Annotated in this window: 17 protein-coding genes; 13 read left to right on the top strand and 4 right to left on the bottom strand. The window is 49.1% G+C overall.

Annotation, left to right across the window (positions count from 1 at the left end; all coding sequences use genetic code 11):
* Positions 1-174: 174 nt before the first annotated feature.
* From Q4A14_RS04900 to Q4A14_RS04875, 6 genes are all read left to right on the top strand, one after another.
* A complete protein-coding gene (locus Q4A14_RS04900) occupies positions 175-447 on the top strand; it encodes a co-chaperone GroES (protein ID WP_303170368.1) in 273 nt (90 codons plus the stop codon).
* A gap of 30 nt (positions 448-477) precedes the next feature.
* Positions 478-2,115 carry a chaperonin GroEL gene (groL, locus tag Q4A14_RS04895; protein WP_303170366.1) on the top strand — a complete coding sequence of 546 codons (1,638 nt, stop codon included), beginning with the start codon at positions 478-480 and terminating at the stop codon, positions 2,113-2,115.
* A 213-nt stretch (positions 2,116-2,328) separates the two neighbouring features.
* Positions 2,329-3,654, top strand: a complete 1,326-nt coding sequence (mtaB, locus tag Q4A14_RS04890) for a tRNA (N(6)-L-threonylcarbamoyladenosine(37)-C(2))-methylthiotransferase MtaB (RefSeq protein WP_303170364.1) — start codon at positions 2,329-2,331, stop codon at positions 3,652-3,654.
* An 11-nt stretch (positions 3,655-3,665) separates the two neighbouring features.
* Positions 3,666-4,604, top strand: a complete 939-nt coding sequence (locus Q4A14_RS04885) for a lysophospholipid acyltransferase family protein (RefSeq protein ID WP_303170363.1) — start codon at positions 3,666-3,668, stop codon at positions 4,602-4,604.
* Between the two features lie 14 nt (positions 4,605-4,618).
* Positions 4,619-5,620, top strand: a complete 1,002-nt coding sequence (locus Q4A14_RS04880; RefSeq protein WP_303170382.1) for a glycosyltransferase family 2 protein — start codon at positions 4,619-4,621, stop codon at positions 5,618-5,620.
* Positions 5,621-5,625: 5 nt separating this feature from the next.
* Positions 5,626-6,453, top strand: coding sequence for a hypothetical protein (locus Q4A14_RS04875; protein ID WP_303170362.1), 828 nt, complete (start codon positions 5,626-5,628; stop codon positions 6,451-6,453).
* Positions 6,454-6,829: 376 nt separating this feature from the next.
* Here the strand turns inward: Q4A14_RS04875 and Q4A14_RS04870 are convergent, their stop codons facing one another.
* On the bottom strand, positions 6,830-7,405 hold the full coding sequence (locus Q4A14_RS04870; RefSeq protein WP_303170360.1) for a GNAT family N-acetyltransferase: 576 nt from the start codon (positions 7,403-7,405) through the stop codon (positions 6,830-6,832).
* Between the two features lie 25 nt (positions 7,406-7,430).
* Entirely contained in the window at positions 7,431-9,350 is a 1,920-nt protein-coding gene (gene abc-f, locus Q4A14_RS04865; RefSeq protein ID WP_303170358.1) for a ribosomal protection-like ABC-F family protein, read from the bottom strand.
* A 575-nt stretch (positions 9,351-9,925) separates the two neighbouring features.
* Between abc-f and Q4A14_RS04860 the strand changes: the two genes are divergently transcribed.
* From Q4A14_RS04860 to Q4A14_RS04830, 7 genes are all read left to right on the top strand, one after another.
* Positions 9,926-11,065, top strand: a complete 1,140-nt coding sequence (locus Q4A14_RS04860; protein ID WP_303170357.1) for an acyl-CoA dehydrogenase — start codon at positions 9,926-9,928, stop codon at positions 11,063-11,065.
* A 17-nt stretch (positions 11,066-11,082) separates the two neighbouring features.
* Positions 11,083-11,868, top strand: coding sequence for an electron transfer flavoprotein subunit beta/FixA family protein (locus Q4A14_RS04855; RefSeq protein ID WP_303170356.1), 786 nt, complete (start codon positions 11,083-11,085; stop codon positions 11,866-11,868).
* Positions 11,869-11,875: 7 nt separating this feature from the next.
* Positions 11,876-12,886: an electron transfer flavoprotein subunit alpha/FixB family protein gene (locus tag Q4A14_RS04850; protein WP_303170355.1), complete on the top strand. Its 1,011-nt coding sequence runs from the start codon at positions 11,876-11,878 to the stop codon at positions 12,884-12,886.
* A gap of 381 nt (positions 12,887-13,267) precedes the next feature.
* Positions 13,268-14,005: a (Fe-S)-binding protein gene (locus Q4A14_RS04845; protein WP_303170353.1), complete on the top strand. Its 738-nt coding sequence runs from the start codon at positions 13,268-13,270 to the stop codon at positions 14,003-14,005.
* 1 nt (position 14,006) lies between these two features.
* Positions 14,007-15,377 carry a lactate utilization protein B gene (locus tag Q4A14_RS04840; protein WP_303170352.1) on the top strand — a complete coding sequence of 457 codons (1,371 nt, stop codon included), beginning with the start codon at positions 14,007-14,009 and terminating at the stop codon, positions 15,375-15,377.
* A gap of 4 nt (positions 15,378-15,381) precedes the next feature.
* Positions 15,382-15,963 carry an LUD domain-containing protein gene (locus Q4A14_RS04835; RefSeq protein ID WP_303170350.1) on the top strand — a complete coding sequence of 194 codons (582 nt, stop codon included), beginning with the start codon at positions 15,382-15,384 and terminating at the stop codon, positions 15,961-15,963.
* Between the two features lie 200 nt (positions 15,964-16,163).
* Positions 16,164-17,705: an L-lactate permease gene (locus tag Q4A14_RS04830; RefSeq protein WP_303170349.1), complete on the top strand. Its 1,542-nt coding sequence runs from the start codon at positions 16,164-16,166 to the stop codon at positions 17,703-17,705.
* A gap of 86 nt (positions 17,706-17,791) precedes the next feature.
* Here Q4A14_RS04830 and Q4A14_RS04825 read toward each other — a convergent pair whose 3' ends face one another.
* Positions 17,792-18,418 carry a trimeric intracellular cation channel family protein gene (locus Q4A14_RS04825; RefSeq protein ID WP_303170347.1) on the bottom strand — a complete coding sequence of 209 codons (627 nt, stop codon included), beginning with the start codon at positions 18,416-18,418 and terminating at the stop codon, positions 17,792-17,794.
* Between the two features lie 74 nt (positions 18,419-18,492).
* Positions 18,493-19,314 (bottom strand): 3-methyl-2-oxobutanoate hydroxymethyltransferase, encoded by an 822-nt coding sequence (gene panB, locus Q4A14_RS04820; protein WP_303170345.1) that lies wholly within the window; start codon positions 19,312-19,314, stop codon positions 18,493-18,495.
* Between the last annotated feature and the right edge of the window lie 257 nt (positions 19,315-19,571).

Here is a 19,571-nt window from a genome sequence, read left to right as displayed (position 1 = left end):
AGTCGTGTGACACTTATGGTAGGTGTATAAAAATAGACTGACAGTCAGTCTGCAATATTTGTCAGTTCGGGGCTGACTAAAACTTTTGGCACATTTTTTTCTTATCAGTAGTGAAGCTCGATAGAGTTCTCACGATACAGACATACATAATAATCACATAAATTAAAGACAACAATGAACATTAAACCACTTGCAGACAGGGTGCTTGTTGTACCTGTTCCGGCAGAAGAGAAGACAGTTAGCGGTATCATCATCCCCGACTCAGCTAAGGAGAAGCCTCTAAGAGGCACTGTTCGTGCTGTAGGTAACGGCACTAAGGACGAAGAAATGATGCTCAAAGAGGGCGATGTGGTGCTTTATGGCAAGTACGCAGGCACAGAGATTGAATTGGAGGGTGAGAAGGTCCTCATCATGCGTCAGTCAGATGTCCTTGCAGTGATTGGTTGATATTGACAATAATAGTAATACGATAATACAATGGCAAAAGAAATAAAATTTGACAGAGAAGCGAGAGAGCTACTCAAGAGTGGTGTTGATAAACTCGCTAATGCAGTGAAGGTAACCCTTGGTCCTAAGGGTCGTAATGTCATCCTTGGCAAGAAGTTTGGTGCTCCTCACATCACCAAGGACGGTGTGTCTGTGGCTCGTGAGATTGAGCTTTCGGATGCATTTGAAAATATGGGTGCTCAGCTCGTGAAGGAAGTGGCATCGAAGACCAACGATGACGCCGGTGACGGTACTACAACTGCTACTGTCCTTGCACAGGCTATTATCTCTGTCGGTCTCAAGAACGTAGCTGCCGGCGCAAGCCCAATGGACCTCAAGAGAGGTATCGACAAGGCTGTGTCTAAGGTCATCGAAGAGATCCGCAAGCAAGCTGTAGAGGTAGGCGACGACTTCGAGAAGATCGAGCACGTGGCTAAGATCTCTGCCAACGGTGATGAAACCATCGGTGCACTCATCGCTGAGGCTATGAAGAAGGTGAAGAAAGAAGGTGTCATCACTGTCGAAGAGGCTAAGGGTATGGACACCACCGTCGAGATCGTCGAAGGTATGCAGTTCGACCGCGGATACATCTCTCCTTACTTCGTGACCAACACTGAGAAGATGACCGTGGACTTCGAAAATCCATACATCCTCCTTTACGACAAGAAGATCGCGACCCTCAAGGAGTTCCTCCCTATCCTCGAACAAGTCGTTCAGACCGGGCGTCCTCTTCTCATCGTTGCTGAAGACATCGAGAGTGAAGCTCTTGCTACACTTGTGGTGAACCGTCTACGTGGTTCGCTCAAGATCTGTGCTGTCAAGGCTCCGGGCTTCGGCGACCGTCGTAAAGCTATGCTCGAAGATATTGCTATCCTCACAGGTGGCACAGTGATCTCTGAAGAAAAGGGTCTCAAGCTCGATGCTGCTACGATGGATATGCTTGGTTCGGCAGAAAAGGTGACCATCGACAAGGACAACACAACCATCGTCAATGGCCTTGGCGACAAGGAAGGTATCTCTGCTCGTGTCAACCAAATACGTGCTCAGATCGAAGTCACTAATTCGGACTACGACAAGGAAAAGCTACAAGAACGCCTTGCAAAGCTCGCAGGTGGTGTGGCTGTCCTCTACGTGGGTGCTCCATCGGAAGTGGAAATGAAGGAAAAGAAAGACCGTGTTGAAGATGCGCTTAGCGCAACTCGTGCTGCTGTCGAAGAAGGTACTGTCCCAGGTGGTGGTATCGCTTACATCCGTGCAACAAAGGCTCTCGAAGGTATGAAGGGCGACAACGCGGACGAAACAACAGGTATCGAGATCATCAAGCGTGCTATCGAAGAGCCTCTTCGCCAGATCGTAGCAAACGCAGGTAAGGAAGGTGCTGTCATCGTACAAAAGGTTAAGGAAGGTGATACTGACTTCGGTTACAACGCTCGTAAGGACGAGTTTGTACACCTCTTCAAGGCTGGTATCATCGACCCTGCAAAGGTGACTCGTGTGGCTCTCGAAAATGCTGCTTCTATCGCAGGTATGTTCCTCACCACAGAGTGTGTCATCGCTGACGAAAAGGAAGATGCTCCTGCAATGCCTGCAATGCCACAAGGTATGGGCGGCATGGGTGGTATGATGTAATCCCCCTACACAACAATATATCATCGAAGCATCGCACTCCCATGAGTGCGGTGCTTTTTTATGTGTAAAAAGTCTTGCAACCACGGACACCTATTGTCTGTTATAAGCACGACAATCTATAACATCACTGCCCTATTCCAATCAACAGAGAAAGCCGAGAGCATTTTTTCAAGTCGGCTAATAGTCGTATTTTTGCATCAGAAAAGTAAGACAATGACAGACTATAATATATTTGAGAATAAGACTTTTGCATACTATACATTGGGCTGTAAACTCAACTTTGCCGAGACATCGGCAATAGGGCGTTCGCTCATTGAGTATGGTATGCGTACAATCAAAGATGGGGAAATCCCGGATCTCTGCCTCATCAACACGTGCTCAGTGACAGAACTGGCAGACAAAAAGTGTCGGCAGACGATACGCAAGGTGCATAGAGACTTCCCCAAGGCGCGCATCATAGTGACAGGCTGTTATGCACAGCTCAAGCCGGAGGAAGTGGCAACGATAGAGGGCGTGGATATGGTCTTAGGCTCAAACGAAAAAGTCGATCTCGTCAAGTATCTTGCTCAGCTTCGCGAACCCGGTGCTTCATCACACATCCTGCATACTCCGGTCAAAGAGATTACAACCTTTGCTCCCTCGGTATCCTCAGAGGGGCGTACTCGTCACTTCCTGAAAGTACAGGATGGCTGTGACTACAATTGCTCTTACTGTACGATACCAAAGGCTCGTGGACGCAGTCGTAACGGCCGTATCGAAGAGCTTGTCGCACAAGCCCGAGGGGTAGTGACTGAGGGAGGAAGAGAGATCGTCCTCACGGGAGTCAACGTGGGAGACTTCGGACGAAGCACGGGGGAAAAGTTCATTGACTTGATCAAAGCTCTTGATGAAGTGGAAGGCATCGAGCGTTTCCGCATATCTTCGATGGAACCCAACCTTATTACGGACGAAGCCATCAAGTTTGTGGCACAATCCAAACGCTTTGCTCCACACTTCCATATCCCATTACAAAGCGGATCGGACGAGGTCCTCAAACTGATGAGGCGCCGATACAACACGACCTTATTCCGACACAAGATAGAGACCATAAAGGAACTCATCCCTCATGCTTTCATCGGTGTGGATGTGATCGTAGGGACAAGAGGAGAGAGAGACGAGTATTTTGAAGAGTGTTATGAGTTCATCAAGTCGTTGGATATTTCACAGTTGCACGTATTCAGTTATTCCGAACGCCCCGGCACAGATGCGCTCAACATCGAGTACTCCGTAGACCCTAAGGTAAAGCACCGCAGAAGCAAAAGGCTTATCGCCCTGAGCACGGAAAAGCTGACAGTGTTCTACGAAAGTCAAAAGGGGACAGTACGCCGTGCTCTATTCGAACATGGGACAGACCCGGAATATATCTACGGATTTACTGACAATTACGTACGTGTGCGTCTCCCTAAGGGCTCTGTCGCCGAAGGGGGCGTATGTAACGTGATCATCGGAGAGGTGACGAGCGAAGATGCCGAGATAATGTCTGCAACACTTGCCGAATAACACACAGAAACATGGAGATCACATTCAGTAAAAAGGATCGCATACTCGGATCGATAATCTATGGGGCAATGGCACTCATCGGAAAGTTACCCGCATGGTGGCATTACGGAGTGTCGAATATCGTAGCACTACTCCTACACAAAGTGGTAGGATACAGACTCGAGGTAGTGAGAGAACAACTCCTACGCTCCTACCCACACAAGTCGGACGAGGAGCGAGCACGGATAGAGCGAGATATCTACATCCACCTCTCCGACCTTTTTGTTGAATACTTTATGATAGCCGGTTTTGGTAGTCGTACACTTCGCAAACACGTTATCCTCAGAGGAGAAGAGCAAATCGAGGCCTTGCACGAAAAGGGACACCGCTTGGTCTACCTCACACTGGGGCACTATGGCAATTGGGAATGGTTCACAGGATTTCAAGACTTTTTGCCTTTTACACAGATGAGCGTCTTGTATAAACCCCTCAAAGGTGTCATGAACTATGTGATGTACAGGATAAGAAGCAAGTTTGGCACCAAACTCATCGACAAGACTTTTGCACCAAGAGCGATCATGGGCATGAGCAGGAGCGAGAGCAACCAACTACTGATCTTCGTAGCGGATCAGACACCTTCCCCACAAAACGTACATCTGTTCACCAACTTCCTCAACCGTGATACTGCAGTCTTTACCGGTATGGAGCGTCTCGCTCAGAAGACGAAGTCTCCAATATGCTATCTGCGTGTCGAGCGATCACGTCGTGGCCGATATGTCTGCACCGTAGAGGTCCTCACAGAGGATGCTTCGACTCACGAATTTGGTGAACTATCAGCTCTGTTTATGCACCGCCTTGAGAACTCTATCAATGCCAATCCCGCTCTATGGTTATGGACACACAAGAGGTGGAAGTACGGAGAGAAAGAAGTTTTGGAGTTCAATCCTTACCAAGAATTCAAGAGATTATGAACGCCAACAGCCCGATGCCACCCGTAGCAGTCATCATCCTCAACTGGAACGGTGAGAAGCTCTTGAGAAAGTATCTCCCCACCGTCATTGAGCATACCCCCGCAGCCATAGGAGAAGTGATAGTAGCCGACAATGGCTCATCTGACGGTTCCATAGCCTACTGTCGGGAGATGGGTGTGTGTGTCATCGACCTCGGGCAGAATTATGGTTTTGCCGAAGGATACAACCGCTCAATAGCACAAGTAGATCACCCCTATGTCCTTCTGCTCAACAGCGACGTGAGGGTGACAGAGCATTGGCTCACCCCACTTTATAACTTCATCGACAGTCATCCCGATGTCGTTGCCGTACAACCGAAATTACGTTGGGAGAAGTCTCCGGAGTCCTTCGAGTACGCAGGTGCTCAAGGTGGATACATGGATAGGCTCGGATACCCGTTCTGCCGCGGGAGGATATTCGCAACCATAGAAAAGGATCGAGGGCAGTACGGAACGACACCCCAAGAAGTCTTCTGGACCACGGGAGCCGCAATGCTCGTGAGGAGAGAAGCCTACCTTACCGCAGGAGGTTTGGACAGCACGTTCTTTGCCCACCAAGAGGAGATAGATCTGTGCTGGCGTTGGAAGTCCATGGGTCACAAACTCTTCGTCGTTCCTTCCGGTGTTGTCTATCACGAAGGCGGTGCTTCTCTCTCAGCGGAAAATCCTCGAAAGACACACCTCAATTTCCGCAACAACCTCCGTATGCTTTATCGCAACCTGCCGGACTCTCGACTCCGAGAGGTTCTCTTCCTACGCTTTTTCCTCGATATGCTTGCCTCTCTGGTCTTTCTCCTCTCCGGGAAGCCCAAAGATGCCTTTGCCGTACTGCGCGCATGGAGAGATTTTCAGGCATCCAAACCTCAGCGCATGGATATCGGAGACAGAGAAAAAGCGTACAAAGAACTATACCAACACAGTCTTTTGGTACGTTACCACATATACAATGAAAAAACGTTTTCTTCCCTAAAACGATAATTGTCATGAAAAAAGTATTTATCCTCATCCTCCTCGGGCTGGCAGCCTGCACATCAAGCGAAGAAAAAAAGGCCAATTTGCTGATCTCCGAAGCAGAAAGCCATATCTCCGAACAACGCTACGAACAAGCTCTGACTCTGCTCGACAGCCTCAACAAGAGTTTTCCCACAGCCGTCAAAGCACGCCGGCAGGCATTTGACCTCATCCGTCAGGTACGACTGCTCCAGTCCCGGCGCGACAGCCTCTTCCTCGCTCCCATGATAGACTCTCTGCTCATACGCGAAGCAAAGGCATTGGAGCTCTTTGAGGTCATCAAGTCCGAAGAGATCGAAGGGCACAGCATCACAAGATACAAAGACTACAATCCCGCCGAGTCCCAACCACAATCATCATTCCTTGATGTCTACTTCAACAACGAAGGTCTCCTTGAGATCGTGGCAGGGACTTCGGGAGCACCGGCTCCGGAGTCCATGAGTGTCACGATCAAAGACAAAGCATCGGATACATTTGTCACTTCTGACACCATTCCTTACGACGGCGGGACCAACTACCGCTACGATATCGACGGTCGAAAGTATGAGCGTCTGACCTTTACCCACGCCAATGCCGAAGAACTTGCAGCCTTTGTATTCAACATGGGCGGGACAAGCAAACTTCAGGTCGAGATCAACGGAGCAAAAGAGAAAAAAAGGACATTTGATCTCCCTACTCCTGCGATCCGGGCCATCCAAGCAAGCTACGAACTGCACCGTATCAAAACCGAGATACAAAAAGGAAAAGATCAACTGAACCGACACGAGCGTCGGAACTCTCTCTACCAAAAGGAGAAATAAAAAATAACGAAAGCCCTACTTTTGACGATATGACAAAAGTGGGGCTTTCCGTATCTACCCGTTGATATACTCATAATCAAACATAACAAGCACTCTTTTTATAGCAGGAAGGCATAAGAAAAGGCAGTCTTGATTATCGATAATGAAGAGGGATATTTTAGAGGGTTGAGATCTGCTGAAAAAAGGTTGTCTAACTTGACGAATGAAGTTGTCTAACTTAATTCATCAAGTTAGACACATCGATTTCGACAGATGTATATCTTTCGATCCAAACACCCGAAATGCGGGAACATAGCACGAAAACGGCGAGGGTCTGACACAGGCAATCTGTATCAGACCCTCGCCATTTATTTTTAGCAAAAAGGCCTACTCAGTCTTAAAGGCTGAGGAAAAGAGGATGATCCGAAGGCAGGGCATACACATGGCGGTAAAGATCGGACGCCGGAGAGTCTGTCATCGGATAATCGCCCCGGACCATGAGTCTGAGTTCGACCGAGTCAGCATCGTCATGATAAGGAGGTTGGATGTAGGGGGTATCTATGAGCGAGAAACCATTGCGACGATAGAAGGCTATACGACGATCCGCCCAATCGTTGGAGAACGGTGGTTCGGCTTCGAGAACGAGAGCCTTGCCCGTAAGGTTAGAGATTTCGTCCAACACCTTTGCCCCAAGCCCTCCGCTACGCCTGCGTGCAGGGACACAGAGGTACTCTATATACTCAAAGGTCGGCAGGCTGTGAAGAACTGCAAATGCAGCCAAGCCTCCGTCCGATTCGTCGACAAAAAAGAGGATGTAAAAAGCACTACCCTCGCGATCAAGGAGCGCACGGATACTCTCTCCCGCCCGCCTCTCTGCATAGGGGAATGACTCCTTATATTCAGTCCAAAACTCGGCAGCAAGGGCAGAATACCTGTCCAGATCATTTATACTGCAGATCAAAATATGCTTCATACTCAATACAATATTACTATAAAGACTAAGCCTCCGAAACACTCTCCAAGTCTGACTGCGCCTGCTCCCACTCCTCCATCAGAGTGGCATAGCTACGCTGGAGAGTGTCGTAACGGGTAATAAGTTCGGAGGCAGTATTACCCTGCGACATTTGTTCCTCGATGTCTGCGATTTCCTGCTCGACCTCAGCGATTTTGGTCTCACAGCGTTCGACCTGCTGTTGGAGCTTGCGCAGCTGTTTTTGCTGCTCCTTCTGACGGGCATAGTCCATCTTGCCGGTACTCTCTTCGGTTGCCACCGTCTGTTTGGTCACAGATATGGCATTTATCTCATCATTGCGCTGAGCAAGAGCTCGCAAATAATCGGGCATACCTCCGAGATGGTTGATGATCTTTTTGTCCCTGAACTCTATGACCTTATCTACCAATCCGTCGAGAAAATCCCGGTCGTGAGAGACGATGAGCACCGTACCCTCATAGTTGCTTATAGCCTCTTTGAGCACTTCCTTGCTACTGATATCAAGGTGGTTGGTAGGCTCATCGAGAATGAGTACATTGGACGGAGCGAGGAGGAGACGGATCATTGCCAAACGGCTGCGCTCGCCACCGGAGAGGACTTGCACCTTTTTCTCCGCAATCTCCCCACCAAACATAAAAGCCCCCAGTATATCATTGATACGTGTGCGTATCTCACCCACAGCCACATCATCGATAGTCTGGAAAATAGTCTTGGTCGGATCGAGAAGGGAAGCCTGATTCTGAGCGAAATAACTAATCTTTACCTGATGTCCCTCCTTTATCATACCATCGTAAGGCAGTTCGCCCATGAGGGCACGGACAAAGGTCGTCTTACCCGAACCATTTTTCCCCACGAGAGCAATCTTGTCTCCCCTCTCGATAGTGAGATCGATGCCGGAGAGTACATTGAGATCTCCATAGGACACCGATAAGCCCTCGACAATCACCGGATATGCTCCCGAAGGCACTGCCATAGGGAAACGGAAGTGGATATGCCGACGATCGAGGTCTTCGATCTCGACACGCTCGATCTTTTCGAGCTGTTTGATACGAGACTGCACTTGTACCGACTTTGTTGCCTTGTAACGAAAACGTTCGATGAAGTCTTCGGTATCTTTGATCATCTTCTGCTGGTTGTCATAGGCGCGGAGCTGTTGTTGGTATCGCTCCTCACGCAAAGTGACATAGTGAGAGTAGGATGCCTTGTAGTCGTAGGCCCTGCCCAGCGAAAGCTCTATGGTACGAGTAGTGGTGTTGTCGAGGAACTTGCGGTCGTGAGACACCATGACGACAGCAGCCGAAGTGGACTTGAGGAACGTCTCGAGCCAAATGATCGACTCCATATCTAGATGGTTGGTAGGCTCATCGAGGAGCAAGAGATCGGGACGACTCAATAGCATCTTGGCCAGCTCTATGCGCATACGCCAACCTCCGCTGAACTCCGAAGTCTGTCGGTCAAAGTCCGTGTCTACAAAACCCAACCCCTTCAGCGTCTTTTCGATCTCAGCCTCCCTGTGGTCAGAGCCATAGATAGCAAGTAGTTCGGTATAGTTCGCCAACCTCCGGACAACCTCCATGTAGTCTTCGCTGTCGTAATCGGTACGGGTCGACAATTCATCCGTGAGCGCATCGAGGGTACGCTTGATCTCCAACTCACGCCCAAAAGCCAGCCGCACCTCCTCTCTCACCGTTCTTTCGTCCTTTGTCAGGAGATGCTGAGGCAGGTAGCCTATCGTCATGTCCGAAGGATGCGACACCGAGCCCTCCGTAGGTGTTATCCTTTTGGAGATGATGTTGAGCATGGTGGTCTTTCCGGCACCATTGCGACCGGCCAAGGCCACGCGCTCCTTGGGATTTATCCTCAGGGTGATATCTGAAAAGAGGCACTCGGCACCGAAGTATACCGAGACATTGTTGAGTGCAAGCATCTGAAAATTCTTTATATTAGACCGCAAAGTTACTCATTTCCGATCAGTATAATGCAAATGAAAGAAGTCCGGGAGTTGTTGGGAAAAGAGGTCTCTCTGTCACGGACATAGAGCAAACCAAATAATGCGAAATAAGTATTAAAGAAAAATATTGCGGGTTCAGATATTTTGGGTAACTTTGGCTGTCTCATATACCGATATATCTGCTCTTTAGCAGAGATAGAGGCAACCTTTTCAAGTTTATGCTGTACAAGAGTGTACGAACCGGGTAAAAGCTAAAAAGGGTGAGATATGTAACACATTTTTTGAAGAAATCGCACAGATACTCACTGTCGCAGCAACGTGACAAGGTATCGCTGATCAAAAGTGGCATAGAATATACTCAGAATACAAAAAACGCGGAGGAAAACCTAAGCTAACGTAGACAACGGCTATTGATAGACACCACCATATCCCATATGTCTCATCAGGCAACCATGCCCCCTTGTCTGAGATTGGAGCAGTGCGAACCAGATATCAGGAATCAAAAAATTAGAGTTAATACTTTTTATTCAAAACATCACTAAAGAGAGACTATGGATTTTTCTAAAACTCCACAAGAAGAGCTTTTCTTGCAGATGATTACAGCTTTTGCTGAAAAGGAAGTAAAACACCTTGCAGCAGAAATTGATGAGCAAGAGCGCTTCCCTATCGAGACCGTAAAGAAGATGGCCAAACTCGGCATCATGGGTATCCCTATCCCCACTCAATACGGTGGCGCAGGAGGTACAAATCAAATGTACTCCATGTGCGTCGAAGAGCTTAGCCGCGTGTGTGCTACTACAGGCGTTGTAGTATCTGCACATACATCTCTATGCTGTGCTCCGATCCTGGAACATGGTACAGAAGAGCAAAAGATGAAGTATCTCCCAAAACTTGCTTCCGGAGAGTGGATCGGAGCATTCGGCCTTACAGAGCCTAATGCAGGTACCGATGCGTCTTCTCAGCAGACAACTGCCGTCGATGCAGGTGACCACTGGATCCTCAATGGTAACAAGATCTTTATCACCAACGCCGAGTACGCTCACGTCTACATCATCTTCGCAATGACAGACAAGAGTCTCGGCAACAAGGGTATCACGGCCTTCATCGTAGAGAAGGATATGCCCGGCTTCAGCGTAGGTAAAAAGGAGCTCAAGATGGGTATCCGCGGATCAGCTACTTGTGAGCTTATCATGGAAAACTGTATCGTACCTAAAGAAAACCTCCTCGGCAAGATCGGCGGCGGTTTCAAGGTTGCGATGAAGACCCTCGATGGCGGTCGTATCGGTATCGCTTCTCAAGCCCTCGGTATCGCTCGCGGTGCGATGGATGAGACAGTGAAGTATACCAAGGAACGTAAGCAGTTCGGCCGCAGCTTGTCACAATTCCAAAACACACAGTTCCAGCTTGCAGACCTCAAGGCTCGTATCGACGCAGGATCACTCCTCGTGCGTATCGCAGCATGGAAAAAGGACAAGGGAATGCCTTACTCTCTCGAAGCAGCAGAGGCAAAACTATTCTGCGCAGAGACAGCTATGGACATGACCACAAAGGCTGTACAGTTCCACGGAGGTTACGGTTATACCCGCGAATATCCTGTCGAACGCATGATGCGTGACGCTAAGATCACTGAGATTTACGAAGGTACCAGCGAAGTACAGCGTATGGTAATTGCTGCTAACCTATTTAAGTAATTTAGGAGGAAAAGACAATGAAAATAGTTGTTTGTATCAAACAAGTCCCTGATACTACAGAGATCAAACTTGACCCGGTCAAAGGTACTCTCATCCGTGACGGTGTACCGAGCATCATGAACCCAGATGACAAGGGCGCACTAGAACAAGCCCTTCTCTTCAAGGACAAGTACGGAGCAGAGGTTACTGTCATCACCATGGGTCCTCCCCAAGCAGCAGCAATCATCCGCGAAGCTTACGCTATGGGTGTAGACAAAGGTATCCTCGTATCTGACCGTCGCTTCGGTGGCGCAGATACCCTCGCAACAAGCTACACGCTCTCTCAAGCGCTCAAAAACATGGAGTACGACATCATCCTCGCAGGTCGTCAGGCTATCGACGGTGACACTGCACAGGTAGGTCCTCAGATCGCTGAGCAGCTTGATCTCCCACAAATCACTTATGTGGAAGATGTAGAGTTTGATGGTAAGAAGACCCTCGTAGTACGTCGTAACGTCGAAGAAGGTCACGAAGAGCTCGAAGTAGAACTCCCATGTATGCTTACATTCTTGGCATCGGCTTACGAGCCACGCTACATGAATGTCCACGACATCATGACCACTTTCGACAAGGAAATCATCGAGTGGAACGCTGATAGCTTCCCCGTGGATCCTGACTGCCTCGGTCTCAAGGGTTCGCCAACAAGCGTGAAGAAGTCATTTACCAAGGGTGCTAAGGCTATGGGTAAGCTCTACGATGACATTACTCCTGAAGAAGCTGCTGATATCATCCTTGAAAAACTCAAAGAAAAATTCATCATCTGATCTTACTATGGACAAAGAACAATATAAAGGCATACAAGTCTTTGCCGAGCAACGCGAAGGTGTTATACAAAATGTAGCGTTCGAACTCCTTGGTAAAGCACGCGAACTCGCAGACGGCATCAACGAAAAAGTAACCGCAATCCTCTGTGGTCACAACGTCGGTCACCTTACTCAAGATCTTATCGAAGCAGGTGCTGACCGTGTGCTCGTCGTAGATGATGAGATGCTCAAGGACTACCTCACTGAGCCTTATGCTCAAGCAGTGGTACACGTCCTACGTACATACAAGCCTGAGATCCTCCTCCTTGGTGCAACTACTATCGGTCGTGACCTCGGTCCTCGTATCTCTGCACGTATGCGTACAGGTCTTACAGCAGACTGTACTTCTCTTGAGATCGCTGACGATCGCAACCTCATGATGACTCGTCCTGCATTTGGTGGTAACCTCATGGCAACCATCGTATGTAAGGATCACCGCCCTCAGATGTCTACAGTACGTCCGGGCGTGATGCGTCGTAAGCCTGCAGATCCTACTCGCAAGGGCGAAGTGGAGAAGGTAGCTGTACCATTTGATAAGAGCAAGAGCCGTGTCCGTCTCATCAAGAAGATCCGCGAAGAGAAGAACATGGTGGACATCACCGAAGCACACATCCTCGTATCGGGTGGTCGTGGTGTCGGTTCACAAGACGGATTTAGCAAGCTCCGCAGCCTCGCACACACCATCAACGCAGAAGTTGCTTCTTCTCGTGCAATGGTCGATGCCGGCCTTATCGAGCACGAACGCCAAGTAGGTCAGACAGGTAAGACCGTACGTCCTGACATCTACTTTGCTATCGGTATCTCGGGAGCTATCCAGCACCTTGCAGGTATGGAAGAGTCTGAGTACATCATCGCCATCAACAAGGATAAGTTCGCTCCTATCTTCCAGGTTGCTGACCTCGGTGTCGTAGGCGACCTCCACAAGGTAGTACCTATCCTTAACGAAAAGCTCAAAGCTGAAAAGGCTAAGAACAACTAATATCGACAACGATATAATCCCAAACGGCTGTGATACTGATGTATCACAGCCGTTTTTTTCACCCCCGCAACCCTATCCGCAACTCATACCCAAGACTACCACATGTAAAAAGAGCCCTTCATCAAGGTGAACACTTATATGCATCAAAGTAGACAGATTGGAATCGAACCCAAACAGGATTCAACCTCCTAAAAATTTAGAAAAACAACCCATACAACGCAGACATTAAACACATTTATAAAAAACAACAAGCAAATAGGAGAATACTTAATAAAGTAAAAATAGCATTCTCAAATAAATCACTAAATTTACGAGTATGTATGGAGGCACATCAGTCTTGGATGCCTCAACAATGGAATATACTATCAGATACTGAACAGAATGAAAATCGGACTATTTATCCCATGCTATATCAATGCCGTTTATCCTAAGGTCGGTATTGCTTGTTACAAGCTACTGAAGGGACTGGGATTAGATGTGGACTACCCGTTGGATCAGACATGTTGTGGCCAACCCATGGCCAATGCAGGATTTGAAAATGAAGCTGCAGGCCTGGCAAAGCGTTTCGAGAAGCTATTTAAGGATTATGACTACATCGTGGGACCATCCGCGAGTTGTGTGGCATTCGTCAAAGAGAATCATCCACGCATCCTCGGAGCTCACCGGTACGAGTGTACGACAGAGAAGCGCATCTATGATATCACGGAATTTGTCCACGATATCATCAAGCCCCAACAGCTACCCGGAGTCTTCCCTCATAAAGTCAGTATACACAACAGCTGTCACGGAGTGCGCGAACTTGGACTCTCCTCTCCGTCAGAACTCACCGAGCCTTACTTCAACAAGATACGTGCTCTACTCGAACGAGTGCAAGGTATCGAAGTCCTCGAGCCCTCTCGTATCGACGAGTGTTGTGGCTTCGGGGGGATGTTTTCGGTTGAAGAGCCCGAAGTGTCGGCATGTATGGGACAAGACAAGGTCAAGGATCACATGGCAACAGGAGCGGAGTACATCACGGGAGCTGATAGTTCGTGCCTCATGCACATGCAGGGAGTAATAGACAGGGACAAACTCCCAATCCGGACGATCCATTTCTTAAAAATCTTAGCAGGAGAATGATATGAGCACGACACATTCCAAGGCTGCACGCCGTTTTTTGACAAACAAAGAGAACGCTACCTGGCATGACCAGACGCTCTGGCTGGTTCGTGCCAAAAGAGACAGGCTGAGCAAAAACATCCCGGAGTGGGAAGAGCTACGACACACTGCCAGAGATCTCAAGATGTACAGCACTTCGCATCTCGCAGACCTCATAGAGGAGTTTGAGTGCAATGCTCGTGCCAACGGCTGTCATGTCCACTACGCAAAGGATGCCGATGAGTACTGTGCCATCATAGAGAAGATACTCCGTGACCACGATGCAAAAAAGCTCGTCAAGAGCAAGTCTATGCTCTCGGAGGAGTGCGATCTCGACGAGTACCTCATCCACAAGGGTTTCGACATCGTAGAGACAGACCTTGGCGAACGCATACTCCAACTCCTTGAGGCCAAACCCAGTCATATCGTCATGCCTGCGATACACGTCAAACGCCAAACGGTGTCAGATCTATTTGCAGACAAACTGGGCTCTGAACGTGGGAATTATGACCCGACTTACCTGACTCATCAGGCTCGTAAAGCCTTGCGTGAAGACTTCCTCAATGCCGATGCAGGGATGACGGGAGGAAACTTTGCAGTCGCATCGACCGGAGAGGTCGTAGTCTGCACGAACGAAGGTAATGCCGACATGGGTATGGCTTGCCAGAAACTCAATATCACAGCCTTCGGGATAGACAAGATCATTCCTGACCTCGAGAGTCTCTCGGTCTTCACTCGCCTGCTTGCCCGATCTGCCACAGGCCAACCCATCACTACATATACTTCACACTTCGGGCATCCGCACGAGGGAGGAGAGCAACACTTCATCATCGTGGACAACGGTCGAAGCACAATCCTTGGTGAGAGCCAACACCGCAAGACTCTCAACTGTATCCGTTGCGGAGCCTGTATGAATACTTGTCCCGTTTACCGCCGCAGTGGTGGATACTCATACAGTTACTTCATCCCCGGACCTATCGGTATCAATCTTGGTATGCTCAAGAACCCACTCAAGTACAGTGGTAACGTATCTGCATGCTCACTCTGCATGTCTTGTTCCAACGTATGTCCCGTCATGGTCGATCTTGGCGAGCAGATATACGTGTGGCGTCAAAAGCTCGATGGCTTCGGACGTGCAAGCAAAGAGAAGAAGCTCATGAGCTACGGCATGAAGGTACTGATGGAGAGTCCTACCCTATTTTATTCAGCACTGAAGTTGGCACCTCTCACCAATTCGATGCCACGCCCGCTTATCTACAATGGGTTCAATGCTTGGGGCAAGAATAGAGAACTACCGAAGTTTGCAAAAGAGTCGTTCAACACCTGGTGGAAGAAAAACCACAAGAAACAATAAGCATATGGACAGTAAACAATATATTCTCGACAGCATCCGTCGCAACACCAAAGAAGTTTTCCCTCGTCCCAAAGTCGACATCGGCCACATGGTCTTTGAGGACAAGATACAGCAGTTCAAGAGTATCATCGAGGGTGTGGGAGGTCTGGCTTACGAACTCGCAGAGGGCGAGACAGTCTCTGAAGTGGTAACCCGTCTCTTTCCTGATGCCAAACGGATTGCGAGCAATCTTACCGAGATCACCTGCGCCACATTCAATCCCGATGATGCAGGGGAGCCTCGAGAACTCAATGGCACGGATCTCGTAGTCTTCAGAGGGCACTTGGGCGTCTGCGAAAATGGAGCTGTCTACTATGAGCAAGAGTACAAACACCGCGCCATATACTTTATTTCCGAAGCTATCTGTGTAGTTCTCGACAAAACAAAACTTGTGGACACGATGCATGATGCCTACCGTCTCATAGGAGATAAGAGCGATCGAGAGTTCCGAGGCTTTATCTCCGGACCATCGAAGACGGCGGATATAGAGCAATCACTCGTCATGGGGGCGCACGGAGCACGACAATGTGTCATCATCCTTGTCTGAGGACAAGAGTACTACCGACAGAGATTTTTCCTAAACTATAATACTAATCCATGAGAGTCTGCCCGAGTCAACCGGCTTTTCCTGCCGATCACCCTTCCGAGAGCAAGGATAGATCCGGCAACACAGAAGGGAAGCACCCGAGGTAGGGACAGAGGAAAAGGTATTTTTCCGACACCGGACTCTCACAATTTATTACCCGTATGTCAGTTATTCTGTCAATCTTTCCGATCCTGCTGCTTTTCGTCCTCATGCTTGGACTGAAGATGCCGGGACACAAGAGCGCACTCATCACACTGATAGCCACCCTTGCTATCGCGTACCTGGCCCCTTCCCATATTTGGGAAGCACCCGCAGACTACTACAGATTGGGCGTCGGTTGGGCTCTTGTTGAAGGGCTGCTCAAAGCCACCTTCCCCATCCTTATCATCATCCTCATGGCTATATACAGCTACAATGTGTTGCTTGAGAGCGGAGAGATAGAGGTCATCAAGAAACAGTTTACCTCCCTCACTGACGACCGCAGCGCAATGGTCTTGCTCCTCGTGTGGGGTTTTGGCGGGCTCCTCGAAGGGATGGCAGGCTTCGGTACAGCTGTAGCGATACCGGCGGCAATACTCATCTCACTGGGATTCAAGCCCGGATTCAGCGCACTCGTATCACTCATTGCCAATAGCGTACCCACGGGATTTGGAGCTGTCGGAGTCCCCGTAATCACTCTTGCCAACGAAGTTGCGCCATCAGGGACTGCCACTCCCGAAGCCATCAGCGATATTTCGGCCAAGGTAGTGTTGCAGCTCTCACCACTCATGCTTATCATACCATTTATCATACTCATGCTCACCGATCGTAGTGTGAAGTCAATAGTCAAAAACATCCTCCTCTCTATATGGGTGGGAGGCATATCCTTTGCCGTCCAATACCTCGTGGCTCGCTATCTCGGAGCCGAAGCCCCTGCCATCCTCGGAAGTATCGCAGCGATCATTGCAATCATCACGTACACAAAAGTATTTGCACCCAAGGCTAAAGAGGGCGAAAATTTTACCCCGGGCAGACTCTTCAAGGCATGGAGCGTTTACCTCTTCATCCTCCTTTTCATACTGTTCTCAGGGCCACTTGTCAAGCCACTCAATGAGTTTTTACGCAGCACTTTGGTGAGCAAGGTACACCTACCCATCTATGCAGAGGGCAAGTTCTTCACTTTCGGATGGCTCTCCAATGCAGGCCTTATGCTCTTCCTCGGTACCGTCATCGGCGGACTCATTCAGGGGCTGAGCTTCAGACGTCTGATGGTGATCCTCGCAAGGACCGTCATCAATCTTCGCAAGACCGTCATCACCATACTCAGTCTCGTATCCATAGCATCGGTGATGAACTATGCCGGCATGATCCTTGTCATAGCCTCTGCCCTCGCATCCGCAACAGGCATCTTCTATCCTCTCTTTGCCCCATTGATCGGAGCGATAGGGACCTTCGTTACGGGTAGCGACACCTCGTCCAATATACTTTTCGGGAAACTCCAAAACAATGTTGCTGCTCAACTCGGATATCCCGATCCCAACTGGCTCGTAGCATCCAATACGACAGGAGCCACCGGAGGCAAGATCATCTCTCCACAGAGTATAGCCATCGCCACAGCATCATGCAATATGCCCGGCAAAGACGGAGAGATACTCCGCTCCGCACTGCCATACGCACTGCTATACATCACACTCGGAGGGTTGATGGTCTTCTTTGCAGTTTAACGAAGTAGCTCAAGAACACATATGGACAGAGGGCGTATCGGACATGATCCGATACGCCCTCTGCATTTATGTCATCGCGCGATATTCTATGGATGTTTCTCACTATCCTCACCCTTGAGGGTCGGCAAACTGAGATGGAACTTTGCCGCAAGGATGCGACAGATGATGACACTGATGGCAGATGTGAGTTGGGCTACCCCTTGAGGGATAGGAAGGTTGTACAAGATCGTGTAGATAAGTCCCCCGATAACACAAGCCAACGCGTATATATCCTTACGAAAGATGAGAGGGATCTCTTGCAAGAAGATATCTCTGATGAGCCCGCCAAACGAACCCGTGATCACACCCATGACGATGGCCACCCACGCAGGATAACCTTGGGAAAAGGCCTTGTCCATACCCACGATGACAAAAAGGCCAAGTCCGATGGCATCGAAGATAAAGACGGTAGGACTCATACGTATGACCGTCTTCCTGAAGATCGCGACATACAGCAGCGCAATAAATGTGATGATGAGGTACGAAGGTTGAGTCATCCAAAACGGATTGAGCCCGAGGAAAAGATCTCTCAGCGTACCACCTCCGACAGCAGTAGTCAGACCGATCACGTATGCACCGAAGAGGTCTATCTGCTTGCTCGAAGCCAGGCGGATCCCCGACACTGCAAAAGCGAACGTACCGAGATAGTCACAAAGGGTGATGAAGTCTATCATATCAAAAATATATCAGGCAAGTGAATTAGAGTAAAAATGGAGCCCAAAAGGATGAGAGAGACAACTTAGGGTAATCAGTACTGTTCGCTCTCGTTAGGGAAATCGAGCGACTTGACATCGGAGACATACTGATTGACAGCCCCCTTGATCTCTTCTCCGAGATTGGCATATCGGCGCAAAAACTTCGGAGAAAAGCCCTCAGTGATACCCAACATATCCTGAAGGACAAGCACCTGACCATCGACCTTTTGCCCTGCACCGATACCGATGACGGGGATGGAGAGATTATTCGCCACTTCTTCGGCAAGTCGGGCAGGCACTTTTTCGAGGACAAGAGCGCAGCAACCGAGATTTTCGAGCAGTAGAGCATCTTCGCGGAGTTTACGCGCCTCAGCCTCATTTTGGGCACGCACACCGTAAGAGCCAAACTTATTGATCGACTGCGGTGTCAACCCGAGATGTGCCATGACAGGGATACCGGCACTGAGGATACGCTCGACAGACTCACGTATCTCTGCCCCACCCTCCATCTTGAGGCAGTCCGCACCTGTCTCTTTCATCACACGGACAGCAGACTTGAGGGCTTCGATAGAGTCCCCCTGATAAGTTCCGAAAGGCAGATCCACCACGACAAAAGCTCTCCGTACAGCCCTTACCACGCACTGGGCATGGTAGATCATCTGATCCAGTGTGATGGGCAAAGTGGTCACATGACCGGCCATGACATTGGCAGCCGAGTCCCCCACAAGGATGGCATCTACCATAGCAGCGTCTGCCAGACGTGCCATGGAGAAGTCATAAGAAGTTATCATGGAGATCTTCTCCTCCTTGCGCTTCATCTCCAACAGCCGTGCCGTTGTGATCTTACGAGTATCGGTGCTCAAATAGTTACTCATTGAATAATACGTATATGGGGTTAAATAGATTTGCAGTGTCAAAAAACTGTGACAAATATACAAAGACTCTCCGAAACAGAAGCACCAAGGCGAGTCAAGCCTGATCCCGGGCTCATAGTGCTCTTAGGATCAGGAGAAATGGAAGAAATCTCACCCACGCTCCCATAGGAGACAAAAGCATCGCCTATCCTTCTGTGAATGAAAGGTACCGATGCGCACAAAAAAGGTTGTCTAACTTGATGAAAAAGGTTGTCTAA

The sequence above is a fragment of the Porphyromonas sp. genome, from assembly GCF_030529325.1.
In the GTDB taxonomy this organism is placed as follows: Bacteria; Bacteroidota; Bacteroidia; order Bacteroidales; family Porphyromonadaceae; genus Porphyromonas_A.
The sequence above is the reverse complement of the archived record's forward strand: the minus strand, read 5'-3'. Positions and strand labels throughout refer to the sequence as shown.